The organism is Streptomyces antnestii, assembly GCF_004005495.1.
In the GTDB taxonomy this organism is placed as follows: domain Bacteria; phylum Actinomycetota; class Actinomycetes; order Streptomycetales; family Streptomycetaceae; genus Streptomyces; species Streptomyces antnestii.
Genome location: NZ_RZYA01000015.1, coordinates 101,796 through 122,837, shown reverse-complemented (window position 1 = coordinate 122,837; position 21,042 = coordinate 101,796). Strand labels below are relative to the sequence as shown.

At 69.4% G+C, this 21,042-nt stretch carries 19 protein-coding genes and 1 pseudogene; 9 read left to right on the top strand and 11 right to left on the bottom strand.

What is annotated here, in order from left to right:
* Positions 1 to 23: 23 nt before the first annotated feature.
* From EOT10_RS27530 to EOT10_RS27515, 4 genes and pseudogenes are all read left to right on the top strand, one after another.
* Positions 24 to 1,406 (top strand): extracellular solute-binding protein, encoded by a 1,383-nt coding sequence (locus tag EOT10_RS27530; protein ID WP_127831037.1) that lies wholly within the window; start codon positions 24 to 26, stop codon positions 1,404 to 1,406.
* The gene (locus EOT10_RS27525) at positions 1,403 to 2,281 is read left to right on the top strand and encodes a carbohydrate ABC transporter permease (RefSeq protein ID WP_223281238.1); all 879 of its coding nucleotides are present in this window, start codon (positions 1,403 to 1,405) and stop codon (positions 2,279 to 2,281) included. Before EOT10_RS27530 ends, EOT10_RS27525 begins: the two co-directional genes overlap by 4 nt.
* Positions 2,282 to 3,110, top strand: a pseudogene (locus EOT10_RS27520) (carbohydrate ABC transporter permease). It abuts the gene before it with no gap.
* Between the two features lie 110 nt (positions 3,111 to 3,220).
* Positions 3,221 to 3,913 (top strand): helix-turn-helix domain-containing protein, encoded by a 693-nt coding sequence (locus EOT10_RS27515; protein ID WP_127831036.1) that lies wholly within the window; start codon positions 3,221 to 3,223, stop codon positions 3,911 to 3,913.
* A 52-nt stretch (positions 3,914 to 3,965) separates the two neighbouring features.
* Here EOT10_RS27515 and EOT10_RS27510 read toward each other — a convergent pair whose 3' ends face one another.
* Complete coding sequence (locus tag EOT10_RS27510; RefSeq protein ID WP_127831035.1) at positions 3,966 to 4,991, bottom strand: ATP-dependent 6-phosphofructokinase; 1,026 nt, start codon at positions 4,989 to 4,991, stop codon at positions 3,966 to 3,968.
* 250 nt (positions 4,992 to 5,241) lie between these two features.
* Between EOT10_RS27510 and pta the strand changes: the two genes are divergently transcribed.
* The 3 genes from pta to pyk all read left to right on the top strand — a co-directional run bounded on the left by pta (position 5,242) and on the right by pyk (position 10,057).
* Entirely contained in the window at positions 5,242 to 7,323 is a 2,082-nt protein-coding gene (gene pta / locus EOT10_RS27505) for a phosphate acetyltransferase (protein ID WP_127831034.1), read from the top strand.
* Positions 7,320 to 8,552, top strand: a complete 1,233-nt coding sequence (locus EOT10_RS27500; RefSeq protein ID WP_262985446.1) for an acetate kinase — start codon at positions 7,320 to 7,322, stop codon at positions 8,550 to 8,552. The genes pta and EOT10_RS27500 overlap by 4 nt, the downstream gene beginning before the upstream one ends.
* Before the next feature lie 74 nt (positions 8,553 to 8,626).
* Positions 8,627 to 10,057 (top strand): pyruvate kinase, encoded by a 1,431-nt coding sequence (gene pyk, locus EOT10_RS27495; RefSeq protein WP_127831033.1) that lies wholly within the window; start codon positions 8,627 to 8,629, stop codon positions 10,055 to 10,057.
* A 98-nt stretch (positions 10,058 to 10,155) separates the two neighbouring features.
* Here pyk and EOT10_RS27490 read toward each other — a convergent pair whose 3' ends face one another.
* The 4 genes from EOT10_RS27490 to EOT10_RS27470 form a co-directional block, all read right to left on the bottom strand.
* On the bottom strand, positions 10,156 to 11,388 hold the full coding sequence (locus tag EOT10_RS27490) for a hypothetical protein (RefSeq protein ID WP_127831032.1): 1,233 nt from the start codon (positions 11,386 to 11,388) through the stop codon (positions 10,156 to 10,158).
* Positions 11,378 to 11,932, bottom strand: a complete 555-nt coding sequence (locus EOT10_RS27485; RefSeq protein ID WP_127831031.1) for a DUF6114 domain-containing protein — start codon at positions 11,930 to 11,932, stop codon at positions 11,378 to 11,380. The genes EOT10_RS27490 and EOT10_RS27485 overlap by 11 nt, the downstream gene beginning before the upstream one ends.
* Positions 11,933 to 12,068: 136 nt before the next feature.
* Entirely contained in the window at positions 12,069 to 12,686 is a 618-nt protein-coding gene (locus EOT10_RS27480) for a DUF6230 family protein (protein ID WP_127831030.1), read from the bottom strand.
* Between the two features lie 628 nt (positions 12,687 to 13,314).
* Complete coding sequence (locus EOT10_RS27470; RefSeq protein ID WP_127831029.1) at positions 13,315 to 14,283, bottom strand: tetratricopeptide repeat protein; 969 nt, start codon at positions 14,281 to 14,283, stop codon at positions 13,315 to 13,317.
* A gap of 369 nt (positions 14,284 to 14,652) precedes the next feature.
* On the opposite strand from EOT10_RS27470, the gene EOT10_RS27465 reads away from it, so the two are divergent.
* Entirely contained in the window at positions 14,653 to 15,279 is a 627-nt protein-coding gene (locus tag EOT10_RS27465) for a TetR/AcrR family transcriptional regulator (RefSeq protein WP_127831028.1), read from the top strand.
* 76 nt (positions 15,280 to 15,355) lie between these two features.
* Here the strand turns inward: EOT10_RS27465 and EOT10_RS27460 are convergent, their stop codons facing one another.
* The 6 genes from EOT10_RS27460 to EOT10_RS27435 form a co-directional block, all read right to left on the bottom strand.
* Positions 15,356 to 16,447 (bottom strand): alpha/beta fold hydrolase, encoded by a 1,092-nt coding sequence (locus EOT10_RS27460; RefSeq protein WP_223281236.1) that lies wholly within the window; start codon positions 16,445 to 16,447, stop codon positions 15,356 to 15,358.
* A gap of 172 nt (positions 16,448 to 16,619) precedes the next feature.
* Complete coding sequence (icmA, locus tag EOT10_RS27455; RefSeq protein WP_127831027.1) at positions 16,620 to 18,332, bottom strand: coenzyme B12-dependent isobutyryl-CoA mutase large subunit; 1,713 nt, start codon at positions 18,330 to 18,332, stop codon at positions 16,620 to 16,622.
* A gap of 84 nt (positions 18,333 to 18,416) precedes the next feature.
* Positions 18,417 to 18,752: a DUF3817 domain-containing protein gene (locus EOT10_RS27450; protein ID WP_127831026.1), complete on the bottom strand. Its 336-nt coding sequence runs from the start codon at positions 18,750 to 18,752 to the stop codon at positions 18,417 to 18,419.
* Between the two features lie 43 nt (positions 18,753 to 18,795).
* Complete coding sequence (locus tag EOT10_RS27445; RefSeq protein WP_127831025.1) at positions 18,796 to 19,305, bottom strand: MarR family winged helix-turn-helix transcriptional regulator; 510 nt, start codon at positions 19,303 to 19,305, stop codon at positions 18,796 to 18,798.
* Positions 19,306 to 19,467: 162 nt separating this feature from the next.
* Positions 19,468 to 19,767, bottom strand: coding sequence for an MTH1187 family thiamine-binding protein (locus EOT10_RS27440; RefSeq protein ID WP_127831024.1), 300 nt, complete (start codon positions 19,765 to 19,767; stop codon positions 19,468 to 19,470).
* Entirely contained in the window at positions 19,764 to 20,108 is a 345-nt protein-coding gene (locus tag EOT10_RS27435) for a DUF3817 domain-containing protein (RefSeq protein ID WP_127831023.1), read from the bottom strand. Before EOT10_RS27435 ends, EOT10_RS27440 begins: the two co-directional genes overlap by 4 nt.
* 449 nt (positions 20,109 to 20,557) lie before the next feature.
* Here EOT10_RS27435 and EOT10_RS27430 point away from each other — a divergent pair, with 449 nt between their 5' ends.
* On the top strand, positions 20,558 to 21,034 hold the full coding sequence (locus tag EOT10_RS27430) for a MarR family winged helix-turn-helix transcriptional regulator (protein WP_127831022.1): 477 nt from the start codon (positions 20,558 to 20,560) through the stop codon (positions 21,032 to 21,034).
* Positions 21,035 to 21,042 lie beyond the last annotated feature (8 nt).

The following is a 21,042-nucleotide window of genomic DNA, read 5'->3' as shown; positions in this document are numbered from 1 at the left end:
GCGGCCCGTAGGAGGTCGTGCCCGTGCGCCCCACCGCCCCAGTACTCCTCAGCGCCACTCTGCTCGTCGCCGCGGCCGGCCTGACGGCCTGTGGCAGCAGCTCCGGCGACGACCCGAACACCGTAAGGATCTCGTTCAAGCAGTCGACCGACAACCAGATACGTGTCATGGACAAATATCTGGCGTCGATGAAGAAGCAGTTCGAGAAGGAGAACCCCGGCAAGAAGGTGAAGCTGGTGCCCATCACGGCGCCGGACTCCGAGTACTACACCAAGCTCCAGCAGATGCTGCGCTCCCCGAAGACGGCACCGGACCTGGTCTACGAGGACACGTTCCTCATCAACTCGGACATCACCAGCGGCTATCTGAAGCCGCTCGACCCCTACCTCGCCAAGTGGCCCGACTGGAACCAGTTCGTCGACACGGCGAAGAACGCGGCGAAGGCCCAGGACGGCAAGACGTACGGCGTCCCGGACGGCACCGACACCCGCGGGCTCTGGTACGACAAGGGCATCTTCGCGAAGGCCGGCATCAAGACCCCCTGGCGGCCGAAGACCTGGAACGACGTCCTCGACACGGCCCGCGTCATCAAGAAGAAGGTCCCCTCCGTCACCCCGCTCAACGTCTACACCGGCAAGCCCGGCGGCGAGCAGTCGGCCATGCAGAGCTTCGAGATGCTGCTGTACGGAACCGGATCCGGGGCCGCCGCGCCGGGCACCGCCGACCCGCTGTACGACAGCTCCACCAACAAGTGGATCACCGCGGGCAAGCCCTTCAAGGACGCGCTCACCTTCGTCAGGACGGTCTACGCCGAGAAGCTCGGCCCCGACGTCTCCGACGCCCTCGACCCGAACATCGGCACCCGCATCCGGGGCGAGTTCCTCCCCCAGGGCAAGCTGGCGATCAACCTCGACGGCTCCTGGCTCCCGCAGGACTGGCTGACGGGCAGCGGCCACGAGTGGCCCGAGTGGTCGCAGAAGCTGGGCCTCGCCCCCATGCCCACGCAGAACGGCCAGGCGCCGGGCAAGGTCAGCATGTCGGGCGGCTGGACCTGGTCGATCCCGTCGAAGGCGTCCAACCCCGACCTGGCTTTCCGGTTCATCAAGACGATGCAGACCAAGGCCAACGCCCAGAAGTGGTACATCGCCAACTCCGGCATCGCGGTGCGCAAGGACGTCGCCGCCGACCCGGCGTACGTGAAGGCGCAGCCCGGCATCAAGTTCTTCACGGACCTGGTGGCGTCCACCCACTACCGGCCCGCCTACCCCGCGTATCCGAAGGTCTCCACGGCGATCCAGGAGGCGATGGAGTCGGTGACCACGGGCGACAGTTCGGTGGAGAAGGCGGCGAGCACCTATGACGAGCAGCTGAAGACGGCCACGGACGGCAAGGTGATCACGAAGTGAAGGCGGGGCGGGGCGGTGTGCGCCGCTCCCTGACACGCGCCCTGCCCCTGACCCCCTCCCTGGTCCTCCTGCTGCTGTTCCTCGCGGGCCCGATCGCGTACTGCGCCTACATCGCCTTCACCGACCTGCAGTTGACCGGCCAGGCCCGCTCCTCCTTCGTGGGCTTCGACAACTTCACGGCCGCGTTCAGGGACGACGCGTTCCTGAACGCGGTCTGGCTCACGCTCGTGTTCACCGTCCTGTCCTCCCTCATCGGCCAGAACACCCTGGGCCTCGCCCTGGCCGCCCTGATGCAGCGCGCCTCGAAGACGGTCCGCACGGTCACGGGCGCGGTGGTGGTCTGCGCGTGGGTCCTGCCGGAGGTCGTCGCGGGCTTCCTGCTCTACGCGTTCTTCCGCCGCGAGGGCACCCTGAACGCGATCCTCGGATGGCTCCATCTCCCCACCCAGAACTGGCTGTTCACCCTGCCGATCCTCGCGGTGTCCTTCGCGAACGTGTGGCGCGGCACCGCGTTCTCGATGCTCGTCTACTCGGCGGCGCTCGGCGAGATACCCAAGGAGATCACCGAGGCGGCGGAGATGGACGGCGCCGGGGGCTGGCGCCGCATGTGGCACATCACGCTGCCGATGATCCGCCGCTCCATCGGCACGAACCTCATGCTGAACACCCTGCAGACACTGTCCGTCTTCGGCCTGATCTGGGTGATGACGCGCGGCGGCCCCGGCAACCGCAGCCAGACCCTCCCCCTGTTCATGTACGAGCAGGCCTTCCAGAAGAGCATGATCGGCTACGGCACGGCGGTCGCCCTGCTCCTCCTGGTCGTCGGCTCGCTGTTCTCGCTGGTCTATATGCGCCTGCTGCGCTCGGAGGCCTGAGTGTCCGCGTCCCGCACCGCCCGCCACCGCCTCGCGGCCGACGCCGGCCTCCTCGTGGTCGCCGCCGCGTTCGTCCTCCCGCTGGCCTGGGTGATCCTCTCCGCCCTCGACCCGCACGCGAACCTCCAGGTGAAGATCCCGGGCGGGGTCACCCTGGACAACTTCGACGCGGTCCTGACGCCCGATCACCTTCACGCCGCTCCTCAACAGCCTGCTGCTGTGCGGCGGGGCGACACTCCTCACGGTGGCGAGCGCGGCGCTCGCGGCCTACCCGCTGTCCCGCTACCGCTCCCGCTTCAACAACCCGTTCCTTGCGACGGTCCTGTTCGGGACGTGCCTCCCCATCACGGCGATCATGGTCCCGGTCTACGCGCTGTTCGTGCAGGTCAATCTGATCGACACGATGCAGGGCACGATCTTCTTCTTCGCCGCGTCCCAACTCCCGTTCGCCATCTGGCTGATGAAGAACTTCATGGACGGCGTCCCGAAGGAGCTGGAGGAGGCGGCCTGGACGGACGGGGCGTCGTCGTTCCAGTCCCTGATCCGCATCGTCCTCCCGCTGATGGGTCCGGGGGTCGCCGTCGTCACCGTCTTCTCCTTCGTCATGATGTGGGGCAACTTCTTCGTCCCCTTCATGCTCCTGCTCTCCCCCGAGCAGATGCCGGCCTCGGTCAGCATCAACGACTTCTTCGGCAACCGCGGCACCGTGGTCTACGGCCAGCTCGCGGCCTTCTCGATCATCTACTCGACACCGGTGGTCCTGCTGTACGTGCTGGTGGCCCGCCGCTTCGGCGGCGGCTTCGCGCTCGGGGGCGCGGTCAAGGGCTGACGGACCCCCTCCGTGGGCCCCCTCCCAACCACTCCCGTACGTTCACACAAAGCGTGACCCGGTGCGAACAGACCGTAGCCATCCTCCCCCTTCGCCCCTAGCGTGTGCCCGTGCACCCAAGCGACGACTCCGCTCCACCGTTCAACGCCCCGGCCGCCCGACGCCTCCGTGAGGCGCTCGGCATGGCGCCCGGGCACGTCGCGTACGGCATGCGTGCCTCGTACGGGCAGCATCACGTCACGCCCGACACGGTCGTCGCCTGGGAGCAGGAGCTCGCCTCGCCGACCGCTTCGGAGCTCACGGCGCTCGCGGGTGCCCTGTGGTGTTCGCCGGGGGATCTCATCGGCGCCGCGCGGACGCTGCGCGAACACCGGCTCGCGCGGGGCATGGCACCCGAGGACGTGGCCCGCACGGTCGGGGTGGAGATCCACGCGTATCTGCGGATGGAGGAGACCGGCGAGTGGCGGGGCAGCGAGCGCCAGTCGGCGGCCCTCGGCGAGGTGCTCGCCCTGGCGCCGCCCGACTTCGCGACCGTCACGGGCCGCGACGAGCAGCTGGCGGACTTCCTGCGCAGCGCGGTGACGACGCGCTGGCAGGCGTACGCGCGGCCGATCGCGAAGCTCGTCCCGGTGGACCGGGTGCGCCTCGACGACGTGCTCCAGGAGATGCACCTCGAGTACCAGGCCCTGATGGCCGCGACTCTCAGCTGGGGCGGGGGCGCCGGGCAGGGTACCGGCGACGCGGGGCGGGAGTTCCTGGAGGGCGTACTCGACGACTTCTGGACGAGGATGCGCCTCAGGTAGGACTCCCGACCGCCGGGCGCGAGGCGTCCGGAACTGCGCGAGGCGTCCGGAACTAGAAGACGGACTCGGCCTCGTCCATGCGGTCCTTCGGGACCGTCTTCAGTTCGGTGACGGCCTCGGCGAGCGGGACCATCACCACGTCGGTGCCGCGCAGCGCCGTCATCCGGCCGAAGACGCCCTGGTGCGCCGCCTCGACGGCGTGCCAGCCGAAGCGCGTGGCGAGGACACGGTCGTACGCGGTGGGGGTGCCGCCGCGCTGGACGTGACCGAGGATGACCGGCTTGGCCTCCTTGCCGAGGCGCCGCTCCAGCTCGAAGGCGAGGGCCGTGCCGATGCCCTGGAAGCGCTCGTGGCCGAACCGGTCGATCTCGCCGGTGCGGTAGTCCATGGTGCCCTCGGCGGGGTGCGCGCCCTCGGCGACGCAGATGACGGCGAACTTCTTGCCGCGCGCGAAGCGTTCCTCGACCATCGTGACGAGGTCGGCCGGGTCGAAGGGCCGCTCGGGCAGGCAGATGCCGTGCGCGCCGCCCGCCATGCCGGACTCCAGGGCGATCCAGCCCGCGTGCCGGCCCATGACCTCGACGACCATGACGCGCTGATGGGACTCGGCGGTGGTCTTCAGCCGGTCCATCGCCTCGGTGGCGACGCCGACGGCGGTGTCGAAGCCGAAGGTGCGGTCCGTCGCGGAGATGTCGTTGTCGATGGTCTTCGGTACGCCGACGACGGGCAGACCGGCGTCGGACAGCATCCGGGCGGCGGTGAGCGTGCCCTCGCCGCCGATGGGGATGAGGACGTCGAAGCCGATCTCGGAGGCCAGCTCTATGGCGTTCTCGCAGGCGGCGCGGAAGCGGTCGCGCTCGAGCCGGGAGGAGCCGAGGATGGTGCCGCCGCGGGAGAGGATGCCGCTCACGGCGTTCAGGTCGAGGTGACGGTAGCGGCCGTCGAGCAGTCCGGCGTATCCGTCCTCGAAGCCGATGACGTCGTCGCCGTAGTGCGTGACGGCCCGGTGGACGACCGACCGGATCACTGCGTTCAGGCCAGGACAGTCGCCGCCGGCGGTGAGAACTCCGATACGCATCGTGCGTGTCTCCTGCTCGCTGTTGAGACGTCTGAGCCGTTCCGATTCTTCCACGCCCATGGGGGCGATGCCGTTCACCTGCGGTCACACCGGCGCCCCCGGCGCGTGCGCGAGGGCCCTTGCACCCCTTGGACCAGGGCCTTTGTCCGCCGGGCGATGTATCCACCCCCGGAGGTATTGTCAAGAGGACACGGCGACGACCTTTTTTTGACGCAACTCCAACGCAACTCCAACGGAACGGAGAGCACGCGTGACGCGCAGCGTGTACGTGACCGGGATCGACCGGGGAGACGGCCGGCAGGTCGTCGAGCTGGGGGTCATGGAGCTCCTGACCCGGCAGGTGGACCGGGTGGGCGTGTTCCGTCCGCTCGTCCACGACGGTCCCGACCGGCTCTTCGAACTGCTGCGGGCGCGCTACCGCCTCTCCCAGGACCCGGCGACGGTGTACGGCCTCGACTACCACGAGGCGTCGGCCGTACAGGCGGAGCAGGGTACCGACGAGCTCGTCTCGCGGCTCGTGGACCGCTTCCACCAGGTCGCCCGCGACTACGAGGTCGTCCTCGTCCTCGGCACGGACTTCGCCGACACCCAGCTCCCCGACGAGCTGGCCGTCAACGCCCGCCTCGCGAACGAGTTCGGGGCGTCAGTCATCCCGGTGGTGGGCGGCCGGAAGCAGACCGCCGAGTCCGTGCGCGCCGAGACCCGCAACGCGTACCGCGCCTACGAGGTGCTCGGCTGCGACGTGCTCGCGGTGGTCGTGAACCGGGTGGCGCCCCAGGACCGTGAGGCGATCCGGGCCGGCCTGGAGTCCCAGCTGCCGGTGCCCACCTACGTCCTGCCGGACGAGCCCGCCCTGTCCGCGCCGACGGTCGCCCAGATCACCCAGGCGCTGGGCGGCGAGGTGCTGCTCGGTGACGGCGCGGGCCTGGCGCGCGACGCGCTGGACTTCGTGTTCGGTGGGGCGATGCTGCCCGCGTTCATCAAGGCGCTGACGCCGGGCTGTCTGGTCGTGACGCCCGGGGACCGGGCCGACCTCGTGGTGGGCTCGCTGGCCGCGCACAGCGCGGGCACCCCGCCGATAGCCGGCGTCCTGCTGACCCTCGACGAGCGGCCGGGCGAGGAGATCCTGACGCTCTCCGACCGGCTCGCGCCCGGCACGCCGGTGGTGGCGGTGAAGGGCGGCTCCTTCCCCACGGCGGGTGAACTGTTCGCCATGGAAGGCAAGTTGAACGCGGCGACGCCCCGCAAGGCGGAGACGGCACTCGGCCTCTTCGAGCGGTACGTCGACACGGCGGGCCTCCTGGAGCGCGTATCGGCGCCGTCCAGCGACCGTGTCACGCCGATGATGTTCGAGCACAAGCTCCTGGAGCGGGCCCGGGCCGACAAGCGCCGCGTCGTCCTGCCCGAGGGCACCGAGGAGCGCGTCCTGCGCGCGGCCGACGTGCTGCTGCGGCGCGGGGTGTGCGACCTGACGCTGCTCGGCCCGGTGGAGCAGATCCGCAAGAAGGCCGCCGACCTCGGCATCGACCTGGTGGACTCGCAGCTCGTCGACCCGGCCACGTCCGCGCTGAGGGAACGGTTCGCCACCGAGTACGCGAAGCTGCGCGCCCACAAGGGCGTGACGGTCGAGCTCGCGTACGACGTGGTGGCGGACGTGAACTACTTCGGGACGCTGATGGTGCAGGGCGGTCTCGCGGACGGCATGGTGTCGGGTTCCGTGCACTCGACGGCGGCGACGATCCGGCCCGCGTTCGAGATCATCAAGACGAAGCCGGACGCGGCCATCGTGTCCTCCGTCTTCTTCATGTGCCTCGCCGACCAGGTCCTCGTGTACGGGGACTGCGCGGTGAACCCGGACCCGGACGCGCAGCAGCTCGCCGACATCGCCGTGCAGGCGGCCGCCACCGCCGAGCAGTTCGGTGTGGACCCGCGGATCGCGATGCTGTCGTACTCGACGGGCACGTCCGGTTCGGGCGCGGACGTCGACAAGGTGCGCAAGGCCACCGAGCTGGTGCGCGAGCGGCGCGCCGACCTGCGCATCGAGGGCCCGATCCAGTACGACGCGGCGGTCGAGCCGTCGGTGGCGGCGACCAAACTGCCCGGCTCGGAGGTCGCGGGCCAGGCCAGCGTGCTGATCTTCCCCGACCTGAACACCGGCAACAACACGTACAAGGCCGTCCAGCGTTCGGCGGGTGCCATCGCCGTCGGCCCGGTCCTCCAGGGGCTGCGCAAGCCGGTCAACGACCTGTCGCGCGGCGCGCTCGTGCAGGACATCGTCAACACCGTCGCCATCACGGCCATCCAGGCCCAGACCCCCATCGAAAAGGCATGACCACCGTGGCAGCAACGCGCGTTCTCGTCCTCAACTCCGGCTCCTCGTCCCTGAAGTACCAGCTGATCGACATGGAGAGCGGCGACCGGCTCGCCGCGGGGCTCGTCGAGCGCATCGGCGAGGAGACGTCACGCCTCAAGCACACGCCGCTCACCGGGGGCGGCGAGGCGCGGGACACCGAAGGGCCGATCGCCGACCACTCCACCGCCCTCAAGGCGGTCGCCGCGGAACTGAGCCGGGACGGGCTCGGCCTCGACTCCCCCGAACTCGCCGCGATCGGCCACCGCGTGGTGCACGGCGGCAAGCACTTCACCCAGCCGACCGTCATCGACGACGCCGTGCTCAAGGAGGTCGAGCGGCTCATCCCGGTGGCGCCGCTGCACAACCCGGCGAACCTCATCGGTATCCGCACCGCGACGGCCCTGCGCCCCGATCTGCCGCAGGTCGCCGTCTTCGACACCGCGTTCCACACGACGATGCCGGAGTCGGCCTCGCGCTACGCGATCGACGTGAAGACGGCCGACGAGCACCGCATCCGCCGCTACGGCTTCCACGGCACGTCGCACGCGTACGTGTCGCGCAGGACGGCCGAGCTCCTCGGCAAGGAGCCGGAGGAGGTCAACGTCATCGTGCTGCACCTGGGCAACGGCGCCTCCGCGTCGGCGGTGCGCGGCGGGGTGTGCGTGGACACCTCGATGGGCCTGACGCCGCTGGAGGGGCTGGTGATGGGGACGCGTTCAGGAGACGTCGACCCGGCGGTCATCTTCCATCTGATGCGGGTGGGCAACATGTCGGCCGACGAGATCGACGTCCTGCTCAACAAGAAGAGCGGCCTCGTCGGCCTGTGCGGCGAGAACGACATGCGGGAGATCCGCCGCCGTATCGACGAGGGCGACGAGGAGGCGCGCCTCGCGTTCGACATCTACGTGCACCGTCTGAAGAAGTACATCGGCGCCTACTACGCGGTGCTCGGCCGGGTGGACGCGCTGGCGTTCACGGCGGGGGTCGGCGAGAACGCGGCGCCGGTGCGGGAAGCTGCGGTCGCGGGCCTGGAGGAGCTGGGTCTCGCGGTCGACGCCGAGCTCAATTCCGTACGTTCCGACGAACCGCGGATCATCTCGCCCGAGTACGCCAGGGTCGCCGTCGCGGTCGTCCCGACGGACGAGGAGCTGGAGATCGCGCGGCAGACCTACGCCCTCGTGCATGACTCCGCCGACCGCAACGACTGAGCGCACCACCGCCCATTTGTAGTTTCCACCAGACGGAATATTCCGTAGCGAAACAAACCGATAGGATCGCCCCCATGCGCCGTTCCAAAATCGTCTGCACGCTGGGCCCCGCCGTCGACTCCGAAGAGCAGCTCGTTGCGCTGATCGAAGCCGGTATGAACGTGGCCCGCTTCAACTTCAGCCATGGCACGCACGCCGAGCACCAGGGGCGGTACGACCGTGTCCGGGCCGCCGCGGAGAAGACCGGCCGCGCCGTCGGTGTCCTCGCGGACCTCCAGGGCCCCAAGATCCGTCTCGAGACCTTCGCCGAAGGCCCCGTCGAGCTGGTGCGCGGTGACGAGTTCACCATCACCACCGACGACGTGCCGGGCGACAAGTCGATCTGCGGCACGACCTACAAGGGTCTGCCCGGCGACGTCTCCAAGGGCGACCAGATCCTCATCAACGACGGCAACGTCGAGCTGCGCGTCGTCGAGGTCGACGGCCCGCGCGTGAAGTCGATCGTCGTCGAGGGCGGTGTCATCTCCGACCACAAGGGCATCAACCTGCCCGGCGCGGCCGTGAACGTGCCCGCGCTGTCCGAGAAGGACGTCGAGGACCTGCGGTTCGCGCTGCGGATGGGCTGCGACATGGTCGCCCTCTCCTTCGTGCGCGACGCCGAGGACGTCAAGGACGTCCACAAGGTGATGGACGAGGAGGGCCGCCGGGTCCCCGTCATCGCCAAGGTGGAGAAGCCGCAGGCGGTCGAGAACATGGAGGGCGTCGTCGCGGCGTTCGACAGCGTCATGGTGGCCCGTGGCGACCTCGCCGTCGAGTACCCGCTGGAGAAGGTCCCGATGGTGCAGAAGCGCCTCGTGGAGCTCTGCCGCCGCAACGCCAAGCCGGTGATCGTCGCGACCCAGATGATGGAGTCGATGATCACCAACTCCCGCCCCACGCGCGCCGAGGCGTCCGACGTCGCCAACGCGATCCTGGACGGCGCGGACGCGGTCATGCTGTCCGCCGAGTCCTCGGTGGGCGCGTACCCGATCGAGACCGTGAAGACGATGTCGAAGATCGTCGTCGCGGCCGAGGAGGAGCTCCTCTCCAAGGGTCTGCAGCCGCTCGTGCCCGGCAAGAAGCCGCGCACGCAGGGCGGTTCGGTGGCCCGCGCCGCCTGCGAGATCGCCGACTTCCTGGGCGCCAGGGGCCTGGTGGCCTTCACCCAGTCCGGCGACACCGCCCGCCGGCTCTCCCGCTACCGCGCGGCCCAGCCGATCCTGGCCTTCACCACGGACCCGTCCACGCGCAACGCGCTCACCCTGAGCTGGGGCGTCGACCCGCACATCGTGCCGTACGTCGACAACACCGACGCAATGGTCGACCTGGTCGACGCCGAGGTGGTGAAGCTGAACCGCTTCAACGACGGTGACACCGTGGTCATCACGGCCGGCTCGCCCCCCGGCGTCCCCGGCACGACCAACATGGTCCGGGTGCACCACCTGGGCGGCGGAGAGCGCGACTGACGGCTCCGCTCCCCGAACAGCACTGAGGGCGCCCCCTGTTGAAGGGGGCGCCCTCGGCGTTTTCGCGTTCTTGCGTTTTCGCGTTCTTTGTAGCGAGGTCAGCCGGTGAGGTACTGGTGGAGACCCGGCACGTGCAGGTTGCCGCCGAACTGACCGGCCTGCTTCACCTTCACGTTCGTGAAGTAGATCAGCGGGATGTTCAGCGGCGGCGGGTGCTCCGCGTCGAACGTGATCGGAATCAGCCCCAGGAGGTTCCCCGAGATCGACTCCGTGTACATGATGGTCTTGCCGCCGCGGATGGTGGACGTGGTGCCCTTGCCGGCCTGGACGTGGTACGTCTTGCCGTCCGGACCGTCGACCAGCTGGTGCAGGTCACCGATGTCGGTGCCGTCCGAGATGACGTACTTCAGGACCTTCTTGATGGTGCCGTTGGGCGTGCGCACGTTCACGACGCCCTTGTAGTCCGCGCCCTTGAGGGTCAGCGAACTGGCTTCGAGACGCCACGAGTCGTTCGGGACCTGAGCAGGGGTCTGCTCGTTGTTCCCCTCGGCGTCCGTGGCGGCCGGGCAGTTGTCCGGCGCCGCGGAGGCGCCCGGCAGCGGCGCCGCCGGAACCACCTTCGTGACCTTGTCCGTCGTGTCCTTGACGGCCTTCCCGGCCTTGTCCGCCGTGTCCTTGACCGTGTCCGTGACCGGCTTGGTGACCTTGCCGACCGTGTCCGTGACCGTGCCGCCCACGTCCGTGGACTTGGAAGCCGAGGGGGTCGGGGTCGCCGACTCCTTCTGGCCCGTCCCCAGCAGGTTGTCGAGCGCGTCGCCCACGCCCAGCGGATCGAGCGGGTTCTTGGTCGCGGAGGCCGACGGGGTCGGTGTCGCGGACTTCGGTGCCGTCGTGCTGTCCGAGGAACCGCCCGACGTGTCCGAGGACTTGGACGCGGAGGGCGACGGGGTGGGCGTGGCCTTGTCGCCGGAGCCCGCCGTGCCGTCCTTCGTGTCCTTGCTCGCGGACGCGGAGGGCGACGGGGTCGGGGTGGGCGAGGCGGACTCGTCCCCCTTGCCGTCCTTCGCTTCCTTGGACGCCTTGACCGCGTCGGCGCACGCCTTGTAGTCGTCCGCCGAGAACTTGGTCGGGTTGTCCTTGGCCTGGGCGAGCGTGGGGGTCAGGCCCATGCCCATCAGTACGGCCGTCGGCATCGCCGCGATGGCTATCGCCTTGCCCGCGGGCATGTGCAGCCTCGTGAACAGATGCTTTCTGGGGGCTGCATGCCGCGGCCCGGTTCTCTCACGGAACTCTGCCGCAGAGTTCTCGTGGTGCACCTCGTCAGCCGGCACGGTGCCTCCCGTTCGTCCCGTCGTTGCCGTTCGGGCTCGTTCCTGACAGATCGTCCGACCCACCACCGAAGGCGTCGAAGGCGACCGGCTCGCCCTTCCGGGAGTCCGCGTCGTCCGCCGGCTTCGCGCCGCCGGTCTCCTTCGCGACCCGTGCGGGCCCCCAGGAGATACCGAGAGCGCCGCCGAGCAGCGCCAGCAGGAAGCCGATGACGAAGCCACCGAAGTTCGAGACCACCAACGAGACCAGGGCGAGCAGGATCGCCGCGACGCCCGCGAAGATGCGGGACATCGGCTGGAACCAGAGCGTCAGGCCGAGCACCACAAGCAGGACACCGATGATCAGTGAACCGGCGCCGGCGGTCGTCGACATCCGGATGGTCATCGAGCCGAGCGAGAGGTTCGCGTACGGGAAGTACATGATCGGAATGCCGCCCAGCAGCGTCAGCAGACCACCCCAGAATGGGCGCTGACCGCGCCACCCTCGGAACGATCGGCGCGTCTGGCCGAGCCTGTCGCCCAGCCCTGCTTGCGCTTCGGCGCTCATGTCGTACAGCTCCTCGGGAATGGCGTTGTTCTGTGGTGATGGTGCGTGTCGGATTCGGGCACGGGGACGTCCCGGAGCTTCCCGTTCGCCCCCGCGCCCGGCCGTTCAGCGCTGTGAGTGCATCAGACCCTGGGGCCTAGTAGCACTCGTGCTTGCCCTTCTGCACCTGCATGTGCAGGCCGGAGAGCTTGAAGGTGCCGGCCGTGGTCGCCCACGCACGCTGCTTGACATCCTCGAAGTGCACCGAGTCGGCCTGCTGCGCGAACGAGTCCTGGACGTACTTGTCGCCCTTCGACGGACCCGGACCCTTGGTGGTCGAGTTGATACCGACGCCGATGTCGATGTTGTTGAACGTGGCGTTGGTGTGCAGGTCGTCGGCGTCGATGTAGAGCTTCTTCGCCTCGACGCGGGGACCACCCGCGGCGCCGGCGCTGAGCTTCATCGACACGGTGCCGAAGACCGGCACCGGCACGACGACCGACTGGCACAGGTTGGTGATCTTCGCCTCGTCGAGGCCGACGACGGCGACCGGGTGCGTACCCGTCTTACCGCTGTCGAGCGCCCCGTACTGGACGAATCCCGTACCGTCGAGCGAGTCTGCCGTCACCTTGAACGACTGACCCGAAACACTGAACGATGCCGCAAGCGCACCCTGCGAGAGGGCGACGCCTATCGCGGCAGTCGCCGCGACGCTCGGCACCATGACTACGGCGAACCGCTTCCATCTGGTTCCGCCACGAGCCACGGACTCCATGACTTTCCTCCTTCTCGGACGTACATCTCCGGCCCTGACTGCACCCCTTGGGGCACTCAGCCGGGCAGGGATGGGAGAAGTGCTACGTCCTCGGGAAGGAGAGCGCCCGGACCGGGGCGCTCAACTGGCACCCGAATCACCGGCGATCACCCCCGAGCGACAACCACTGGTCGCACCTGACAGTCACGCGCAACCTGCTGGACAGGCCCTGCCGGTCAGCAGAGACCCCCCTGTCCAAGGCCGGCGGCACTGCTACCGGCCTGCTCGGTGGGGACCCTGAAACCCCGCGACCCGATTGGCTGTCGGACTGCGGGACGAGGACCGAGCGTCGCCGATCGTGGTGCATTCTCGGCCTGGGCACAAGGGGCTTCGTTACTCGCTAGTAACGGACGGATAACCGAACGGCGACCCGGCGGCATCGACCGGCAACACAGGGTGCTGCCAGGCGAGTTGCCAAAACAGAGGAAGAAGGGGCGTAACCGGACAGATGAAGGACCCCGACTTACTCCAAGTAACAGCGGCCGCCTTTACCAAGATTTGGTAAAGGGCGACCGCTGTGCGCCCGTGGGGACAGAACTTTCACCTGGGCACCACATGGCCCGGCGTTTAGGGACTGGTCAGAAACCGGTCAGAAGAGAACGCGGGCCAGAGCTGCACGGCCCGTAGTCACCCGCGGATCATCGGACCCGACGACCTCGAAGAGTTCGAGCAGCCGCACCCGTGCCGCGTTCCGGTCGTCGCCCGCCGTGCGCCGCACGGTGTCGATGAGCCGGCCGAACGAGTCCTCGACATGGCCTCCGACCAGGTCGAGGTCGGCGGCGGCGATCTGCGCCGCCACGTCGGTGGGCCGGTCGGCGGCGTCCTTGCGGACCTGCTGCGGGTCGAGGCCCTGGACGCGCTGGAGCAACTCGGCCTGCGCGAGGCCCAGCTTGGCCTCGGTGTTGGCCGGGTCGTCGGACAGCACGTTCTTGTACGCCTGGACGGCGCCGGCCAGGTCGCCGGCGTCAAGGGCCTGCAAGGCGGCTTCGAGCAGCGCGTCGTAGGGGCCCGCCGGGGCCTCCACGACCGGTGCGGCACCCTCCGCATCGGGGTCGACCGTGATGCCGGTCAGGCCGAAGCGCTCCTCGGCGACCTGGATCAGCTGGTCGAGCGTGCCGCGGATCTGCTCGACGGGCGCGGCGCCCTGGAAGAGCGGCAGGGCCTGACCGGCCACCACCGCGAAGACCGCCGGGATCCCCTGGACCCCGAACTGCTGCATCAGCATCTGGTTGGCGTCGACGTCGATCTTGGCGAGGACGAACCGGCCGTTGTACTCGGCGGCGAGACCTTCGAGCAGCGGGCTCAGCTGCTTGCACGGCTCGCACCACTCGGCCCAGAAGTCGATGACGACGGGCACTTCGGCCGAGCGCTGGAGGACGTCGCGCTCGAAACCCGCCTCGTCGACGTCGATGACGAGGCTCGACGGGGACACCGCCCCGCCACCGCCCTGCCGGGCGGACTCGGCACGCGCCTGCTCCGCCTTCGCCTTGGCCTCCTGGGCCGCCTTCACCGCGGCGAGGTCGACGACTCCGCTCATGGACATGTTCCGTGGCTGCATGAGTACATCCTCCCCCTTCCGCGGTGCGCTGTGGGCCGGGACCGCACTGAGCGGCGTCCCGCCGGAATGCGGGCGCCGCGCGCTGACGGGTCACGGACTGTCTGTGCGGCCCCCGAAGGGGCCGTTGTGTGGCCCGAGGAGGCCGGTTTCACTGTTTCCCTGTGGCCCGAGGAGGCCGGTTCGGCGCCGGGTCCCCACCCGGGCGCCTTCGTGGTTGTCGCCGGGCTCGGCGAGCCGCCGGGCATCGCTGAGCTTTCGCTACGCGTCGTAGCGTAACTCTCGCGCGGTCCGCGTGGGGAGGGGGTTCTGGCGATCTTGCCTGTGGTCTCCCTCACGGCGCTATCCCTACCGGCCGGTATCGTCACTTTCATGCAGAGCCGCATCCCCTCGTCCCTCCCGAGAACGGGCCGCCCCCGCAGCGCCGCCGCCGACGCGGCGATCCTGGAGGCGACCCGCGCGGCCCTGGTGGACCTCGGCTGGTCCAAGCTCACGATGGGGGACGTGGCCGCGCGCGCCGGTGTCGCCAAGACGACGCTCTACCGGCGCTGGGCGAGCAAGAACGAGCTCGTCGTGGACGCGGTCGCGGTCCTCTTCGACGAGCTCGAACTCCCCGACAACGGCAGTCTGGCCGCGGACATCGGGGGCGTGGTCCTCCAGTTCGCGGCGCTCCTGAACCGCCCGGAGACCAAGACGGCGCTGATGGCGGTGGTCGCCGAGTCCACCCGCGACGCACCGCTGCGCGAGCGCATCCGCACCTCGATCGTGGACCGGCAGAAGCGCCTGGTCCTGGAGGGCCGCGCCCGCGCCCACGCCCGCGGCGAACTCCCCCTCGACGCCGACCCGGCCGCCGCGGCGTGCGTCGCCGACCTCATCTTCGACGTGGTCGCGGGAGCGGTGGTGCACCGCACCCTGGTGAGCGCGGAGGAGGTCGACGAGGCGTGGGTGGACCGCTTCACGACCCTGCTGCTCGGCGGGCTCGCGTCCGTGGAGGCGTAGCCCGCCCCGGCCGGGCTCACTTGTTCCAGGCTTACTTGCTCCAGGTTCACTTGTTCCAGGCTTACTTGCTCCAGGCTTACTTGTTCCAGGCGCAGCTCCCCAGCGTGGCGCGCTCCTTGGCGACAAGGCGTTCGGCGTCGTCCGCCGGCAGCACCTGGGTGTGCGCACCACGACAGACCACCGTCCGGTCCCCGTGCCCCGCGAGGTCCACGAGGATCTGGTCCCAGTGGCGGTACTGCACGTCGTGCCCCGAGTCGGCGTACGTGCGGACGGTGACCCGGTCCGGGGAGAACTGCTGCCGCCAGGTCGCCAGCGTGGCCGGCGGGACGGTGGTGTCCTTGTCGCCGCCGTACAGGTACACGGGCGCCGTCAACCGCGACAGGTCCGGTCCCGGCCGCTCGCAGTACAGCCTCTGCTCATGGACCTGCGGCGCCGGATCGGCCTGCTGGCCGCGCTGGTTGTAGGTGCGGGCGCCGTCCTCGTACGCCGTGTCGGCGAAGCCCGGGATGGATCTGACGGGGCTGTCCTCGGGGAAGGCCCACCACTTGCGCGGGTCGGTGATGGAGTCCTTGAGGGCGGCGGCGAGCGCGTCGTCGGACATGGCGCAGTACGCGGGCTTCGCGCCGTAGGGCGGGAGTGCGGCGGCGAGGTGCAGCGCGGAGACCCGTCCCGGCGCGCGGGCGGCGAGTTCGGCGGCGTACGGGCCGCCCCCGGAGATCGCGATGATCCTGAACCGGTCGACGCCGAGACGGTCGAGCACGTCGAGGGCGTCCTGGGCGAAGTCGGCCTTGCCGAGCCCGGGGTCGTACGCGGTGTCGCCGAAGCCGTCGCGCTCGACGGAGATCAGCCGCAGGCCGAGGCCCTCGCGCGTGGTCCGGAAGAAGTCGGTCATGTGGACGGCCCGCGCGCTGGTCCCCGTGCCCCCTATGTAGAGGACCGGGACACCGTCACGCGGGCCCGAGTCGGTGTAGTGGGCGGTGCGTCCGGAAGGCAGCCTCGCGGCGTGGACGTCCGGGCCGAGGGAGTCGAAGGTGTCCTGCACCTTCGGCTCGGCCGGCGGACTCGCGCTGACCGCCCCCGACCCGCCGAGAACGAGCCCGCCGAGCAGAGCGAGGGCGGCGCAGCCGACCGTGGTCGTGGTGATGCGGTCGGGTCCGGACAGGCGCACGGGATCTCCCGGGGGCAGACATCGATTGACGTGTCCGCGCCTACCCGAACGGCCGCCCCCTGAAGCGCGCCCCTGAGAGGCCGCACGAAGTGCGCCTTCTCAGGGACGCGGGGAACTGCGCGACCAGCCACAACGAACCCGCACCCGCCGCCCGCCGTAACCCGGCAGAGGCCTAGAACCCGGCCGGCTCCATATAAACGCCCCACTCGTCCCGCAGCACCCCACAGATCTCGCCGAGGGTCGCCTCCGCACGCACCGCGTCCAGCATCGGCGGGATCATGTTCCCGCCGTCCCGGGCGGCAGCCATCATCGCGTCGAGGGCCGACCGCACCTGCGCGTCGTCCCTGGCCGCCTTGCGGGCACCCAGCTCCCGCACCTGCTCCCGCTCCACCTCATGACTGACCCGCAGGATCTCCAGATCCCCGGTGACGGAACCATGGTGTGCGTTGACGCCGACGACCCGCTTGTCGCCCTTCTCCAGGGCCTGCTGGTACTGGAAAGCGGACTCGGCGATCTCGCCGGTGAACCAGCCGTCCTCGATGCCGCGCAGGATGCCCGAGGTCATCGGCCCGATGGGGTGCTGCCCGTCGGGGTGGGCGCGCAGGCCGCGCTCCTTGATCTGGTCGAAGATCTTCTCGGCGTCGGCCTCGATCCGGTCCGTGAGCTGCTCGACGAACCATGAACCGCCCAGCGGGTCCGCGACGTTGGCGACGCCGGTCTCCTCCATGAGGACCTGCTGCGTACGCAGGGCGATCTCGGCGGCCTGCTCGCTCGGCAGGGCCAGCGTCTCGTCGAGGGCGTTGGTGTGCAGGGAGTTGGTACCGCCCAGGACGGCCGCCAGCGCCTCCACCGCCGTACGCACGACGTTGTTGTACGGCTGCTGCGCGGTCAGGGAGACCCCGGCCGTCTGCGTGTGGAAGCGCAGCCACTGCGCCTTGTCGGTCCTCGCCCCGTACACGTCCCGCATCCAGCGGGCCCAGATGCGGCGCGCGGCGCGGAACTTGGCGATCTCCTCGAAGAAGTCGAGGTGCGCGTCGAAGAAGAAGGAGAGACCGGGCGCGAAGACGTCCACGTCGAGGCCGCGGGACAGGCCGAGCTCCACGTATCCGAAGCCGTCGGCGAGCGTGTACGCCAGCTCCTGCGCGGCCGTGGAACCGGCCTCGCGGATGTGGTACCCGGACACGGAGAGCGGCTTGTACGCGGGGATGCCGGCGGCGCAGTGCTCCATGAGGTCGCCGATCAGGCGCAGATGGGGCTCGGGCTGGAAGAGCCACTCCTTCTGCGCGATGTACTCCTTGAAGATGTCCGTCTGGAGCGTGCCGTTGAGGACGGCGGGGTCTACGCCCTGCCGTTCGGCGGCGACGAGGTACATGCAGAAGACGGGCACGGCGGGCCCGCTGATCGTCATCGACGTGGTGACGTCGCCCAGCGGGATGTCCTTGAACAGGACCTCCATGTCGGCGGCCGAGTCGATGGCGACGCCGCAGTGCCCGACCTCGCCGAGCGAGCGCGGGTCGTCGGAGTCGCGCCCCATGAGCGTCGGCATGTCGAACGCGACGCTCAGGCCGCCTCCGCCGGCGGCGAGGATCATCTTGTACCGCTCGTTGGTCTGCTCGGCGTTCCCGAACCCGGCGAACTGGCGGATCGTCCACGTACGGCCCCGGTAGCCGGTCGGGTACAGACCGCGCGTGAACGGGTACTCGCCCGGCCACCCGATCCGCTCGAAGCCGTCGTACGTGTCCCCGGGGCGCGGCCCGTAGACCGGGTCGACGGGGTCCCCGGAGAGCGTCGAGAAGTCGGCGTCCCGCTTACGGGCGGAGTCGTACCGGGCCTGCCAGCGACGGCGGCCCTCTTCAATGTCCGTACGGCTGGCGTCAGCATCCATGCTTCCCATGCCTTCAAATTTACTAGGACGTCCTAGTAAATGTCGATGGCAAACCGCCCGCCACATCGTGCGGACGGTGAGGCGTTACGCCTTGGCGAGGCTCGCGTCGTCCGTGACCTCGGCGGCCAGCTCGCGGGAGATCTTCCGCTCGACGAAGAACGCGGCGGTCGGGATCGTGCCCGCGAGCAGCACCCACAGCTGCTTGCCGACCGGCCACTTCGCCTTGGAGCCCAGGTCGAAGGCGAAGACCAGGTACACGACGTAGAGCCAGCCGTGCGCGATGCCGACCATCTTGGTGAAGTTCCCGGCGCCGTCGATGTGCAGGCCGTACTTGGCGACGCAGCCGAGGGTCAGCAGGACCAGCAGGACGCCCGTGACATAGGCCATCACCCGGTACCGGGTCAGCACGCTTTGTTTCATACAGACGAGCGTAACCGCCCGATTTGCGCGATCTTCGCGCGGGTCAGTCCTCTTCGAAGTCGTGCGCGGCCACGCGCAGCGGCCGCAGCATCGCGAAGATCTCGGCGCACTCCTCGGCGTCGTAGACCCCGAGTCCGAAGTCCATCGCCATCAGGTCGCGGGTGGCGGCGTCGCACACCTCGCGGCCCTTGTCGGTGATGGAGGCGAGGGTGCCGCGCCCGTCGTTCGGGTTGGGCCGCTTGGCGACGAGGCCGGACCGCACGAGGCGGTCGACCGTGTTCGTCACCGAGGTCGGGTGCACCATCAGTCGCTCGCCGATCTTCGACATCGGCAGCTCGCCGGCCTTGGAGAAGGTGAGCAGGACCAGCGCCTCGTAGCGCGCGAACGTCAGCCCGTACGGCTTGACGACCGCGTCGACCTCGGCCAGCAGGATCTGGTGCGCGCGCATGATCGAGGTGATCGCACCCATGGACGGGACGGATCCCCAGCGCTGCTTCCAGAGTTCGTCGGCGCGGGCGATGGGATCGAAGGCAAGGCTGAGCGGCTTCGGCACGCCCAAGACCCTACCGGCCGGTCATATGCTGGTCAGCCCCGTCTCGCCCCTCGGTCCTCGGCGCTCAGCCCTCGGCCCTCGATCCTCGGTCCCCAGCCCTCGGCCCCATGCGAAAGCCCCGGCCCACCCGGGCCGGGGCTCACACGGAAGACCGAGGGTGTGTCACTCGGCGGCGAGGTGCCGTTCCACCGTCGCGACCTTCGAGGTCATGCCGTCGGTCACACCGGGACGGATGTCCGCCTTGAGGACCAGGGACACGCGCGGGGCGCGGGCCTCGACGGCGGCGACGGCGCGCTTCACGACGTCCATCACCTCGTCCCAGCTCTCGCCCTCGATGGTGGTGAACATCGCGTCGGTACGGTTCGGGAGGCCGGACTCGCGGACGACGCGGACGGCGTCGGCCACGTACTCGCCGACGTCCTCGCCGACACCGAGCGGGGATACGGAGAAGGCGACGATCATGCGTTCACGACCTTCTCCTGGCGGGCGCGGGATGCGATCACCGCGGCCTCGGCCTCCCGCTTGAGCTTGCGCTCGGCGAAGAAACCGCCGGTCGGCAGGACGGAGAGGACGAAGTAGAGCACGCCCGTCCTGAAGCCCCACTTCGTACGGTTCCACGCGTCGAGCCAGAAGATCACGTAGAGGATGAACAGGACGCCGTGCACCATGCCCATCACCGGGACGGCGTCGAAGTCCGTGGTCCGCTTCAGCACCGAGCAGACGAGGAGCAGCAGGAAGGAGACGGCCTCCGGGGCGGAGACCAGGCGGAGTCGGCGGAGTGCGGAGGCGGTCTTGATGTCCACGGGGCACCTTCGGCAGAAGCGGTGAGGAGGCGGGCGATTGATCTTGTGAATGCGAGCACAAGCGCTGCCCATTGTGGCACCGGGGGTTGCGCGGGCTTCGCCCAGGGTTGGTTCGGGAGCCGGTCCGGGGTCGGGAGCAAGCCCTGGTTGCTCGCTTTTCGGCCAAGTCCCGCTACGGTGCGGTCGGCCGCCGTCCAGGCCCCCGGCACCGCTGGTCAGCGGCACCTTCACTGGTGCCGAGCGCGGGCGGGCGCGTGGGGTGGGCGAAGGGCGGGCGAAGGTACCGCGCCTTCCCGGACAGCTCGGCGGCCTCCAGCGTCACTTCGGACGGTGAGCGGTAATCTGCGGAGTGTGACGTCGAACGCGTGACCCCTTTGCGTCACCAGGGGTGGGAGGCGTCACACCCCCCACTTTCGTTCGCATTTCAACTTCTTAGGTAGAATCAATACATGGAGACCGAGACGGCCACACGCTGGCTGAGCGACGAGGAACAGTGCGCCTGGCGCACACACGTAGAGGTCAACAGGATGCTGACCTATCAGCTCGAGAAGGACCTCCAGCCGTTCGGCCTGACGATGAACGACTACGACATCCTCGTGCATCTCTCCGAGACGGACGACCACCGGATGCGCATGAGCGACCTCGCCACCGCCACCCTGCAGTCCAAGAGCCGGCTCTCCCACCAGATCACCCGTATGGAGAACGCCGGACTCGTCCGCCGTGAGAACTGCGAGTCCGACCGCCGCGGCCTCTACACGGTGCTGACCGAGAACGGCATGGAGACCATGAAGAAGGTCGCCCCGCACCATGTGGCGTCCGTGCGGCGGCACTTCGTGGACCTGATCTCCGCCGGGGAGCTCGACGCCCTGCACAAGGCCCTGACCCCGATCGCCGACCACCTGCGTGCACAGCGCGGCAAGCCGTGACCCACGCG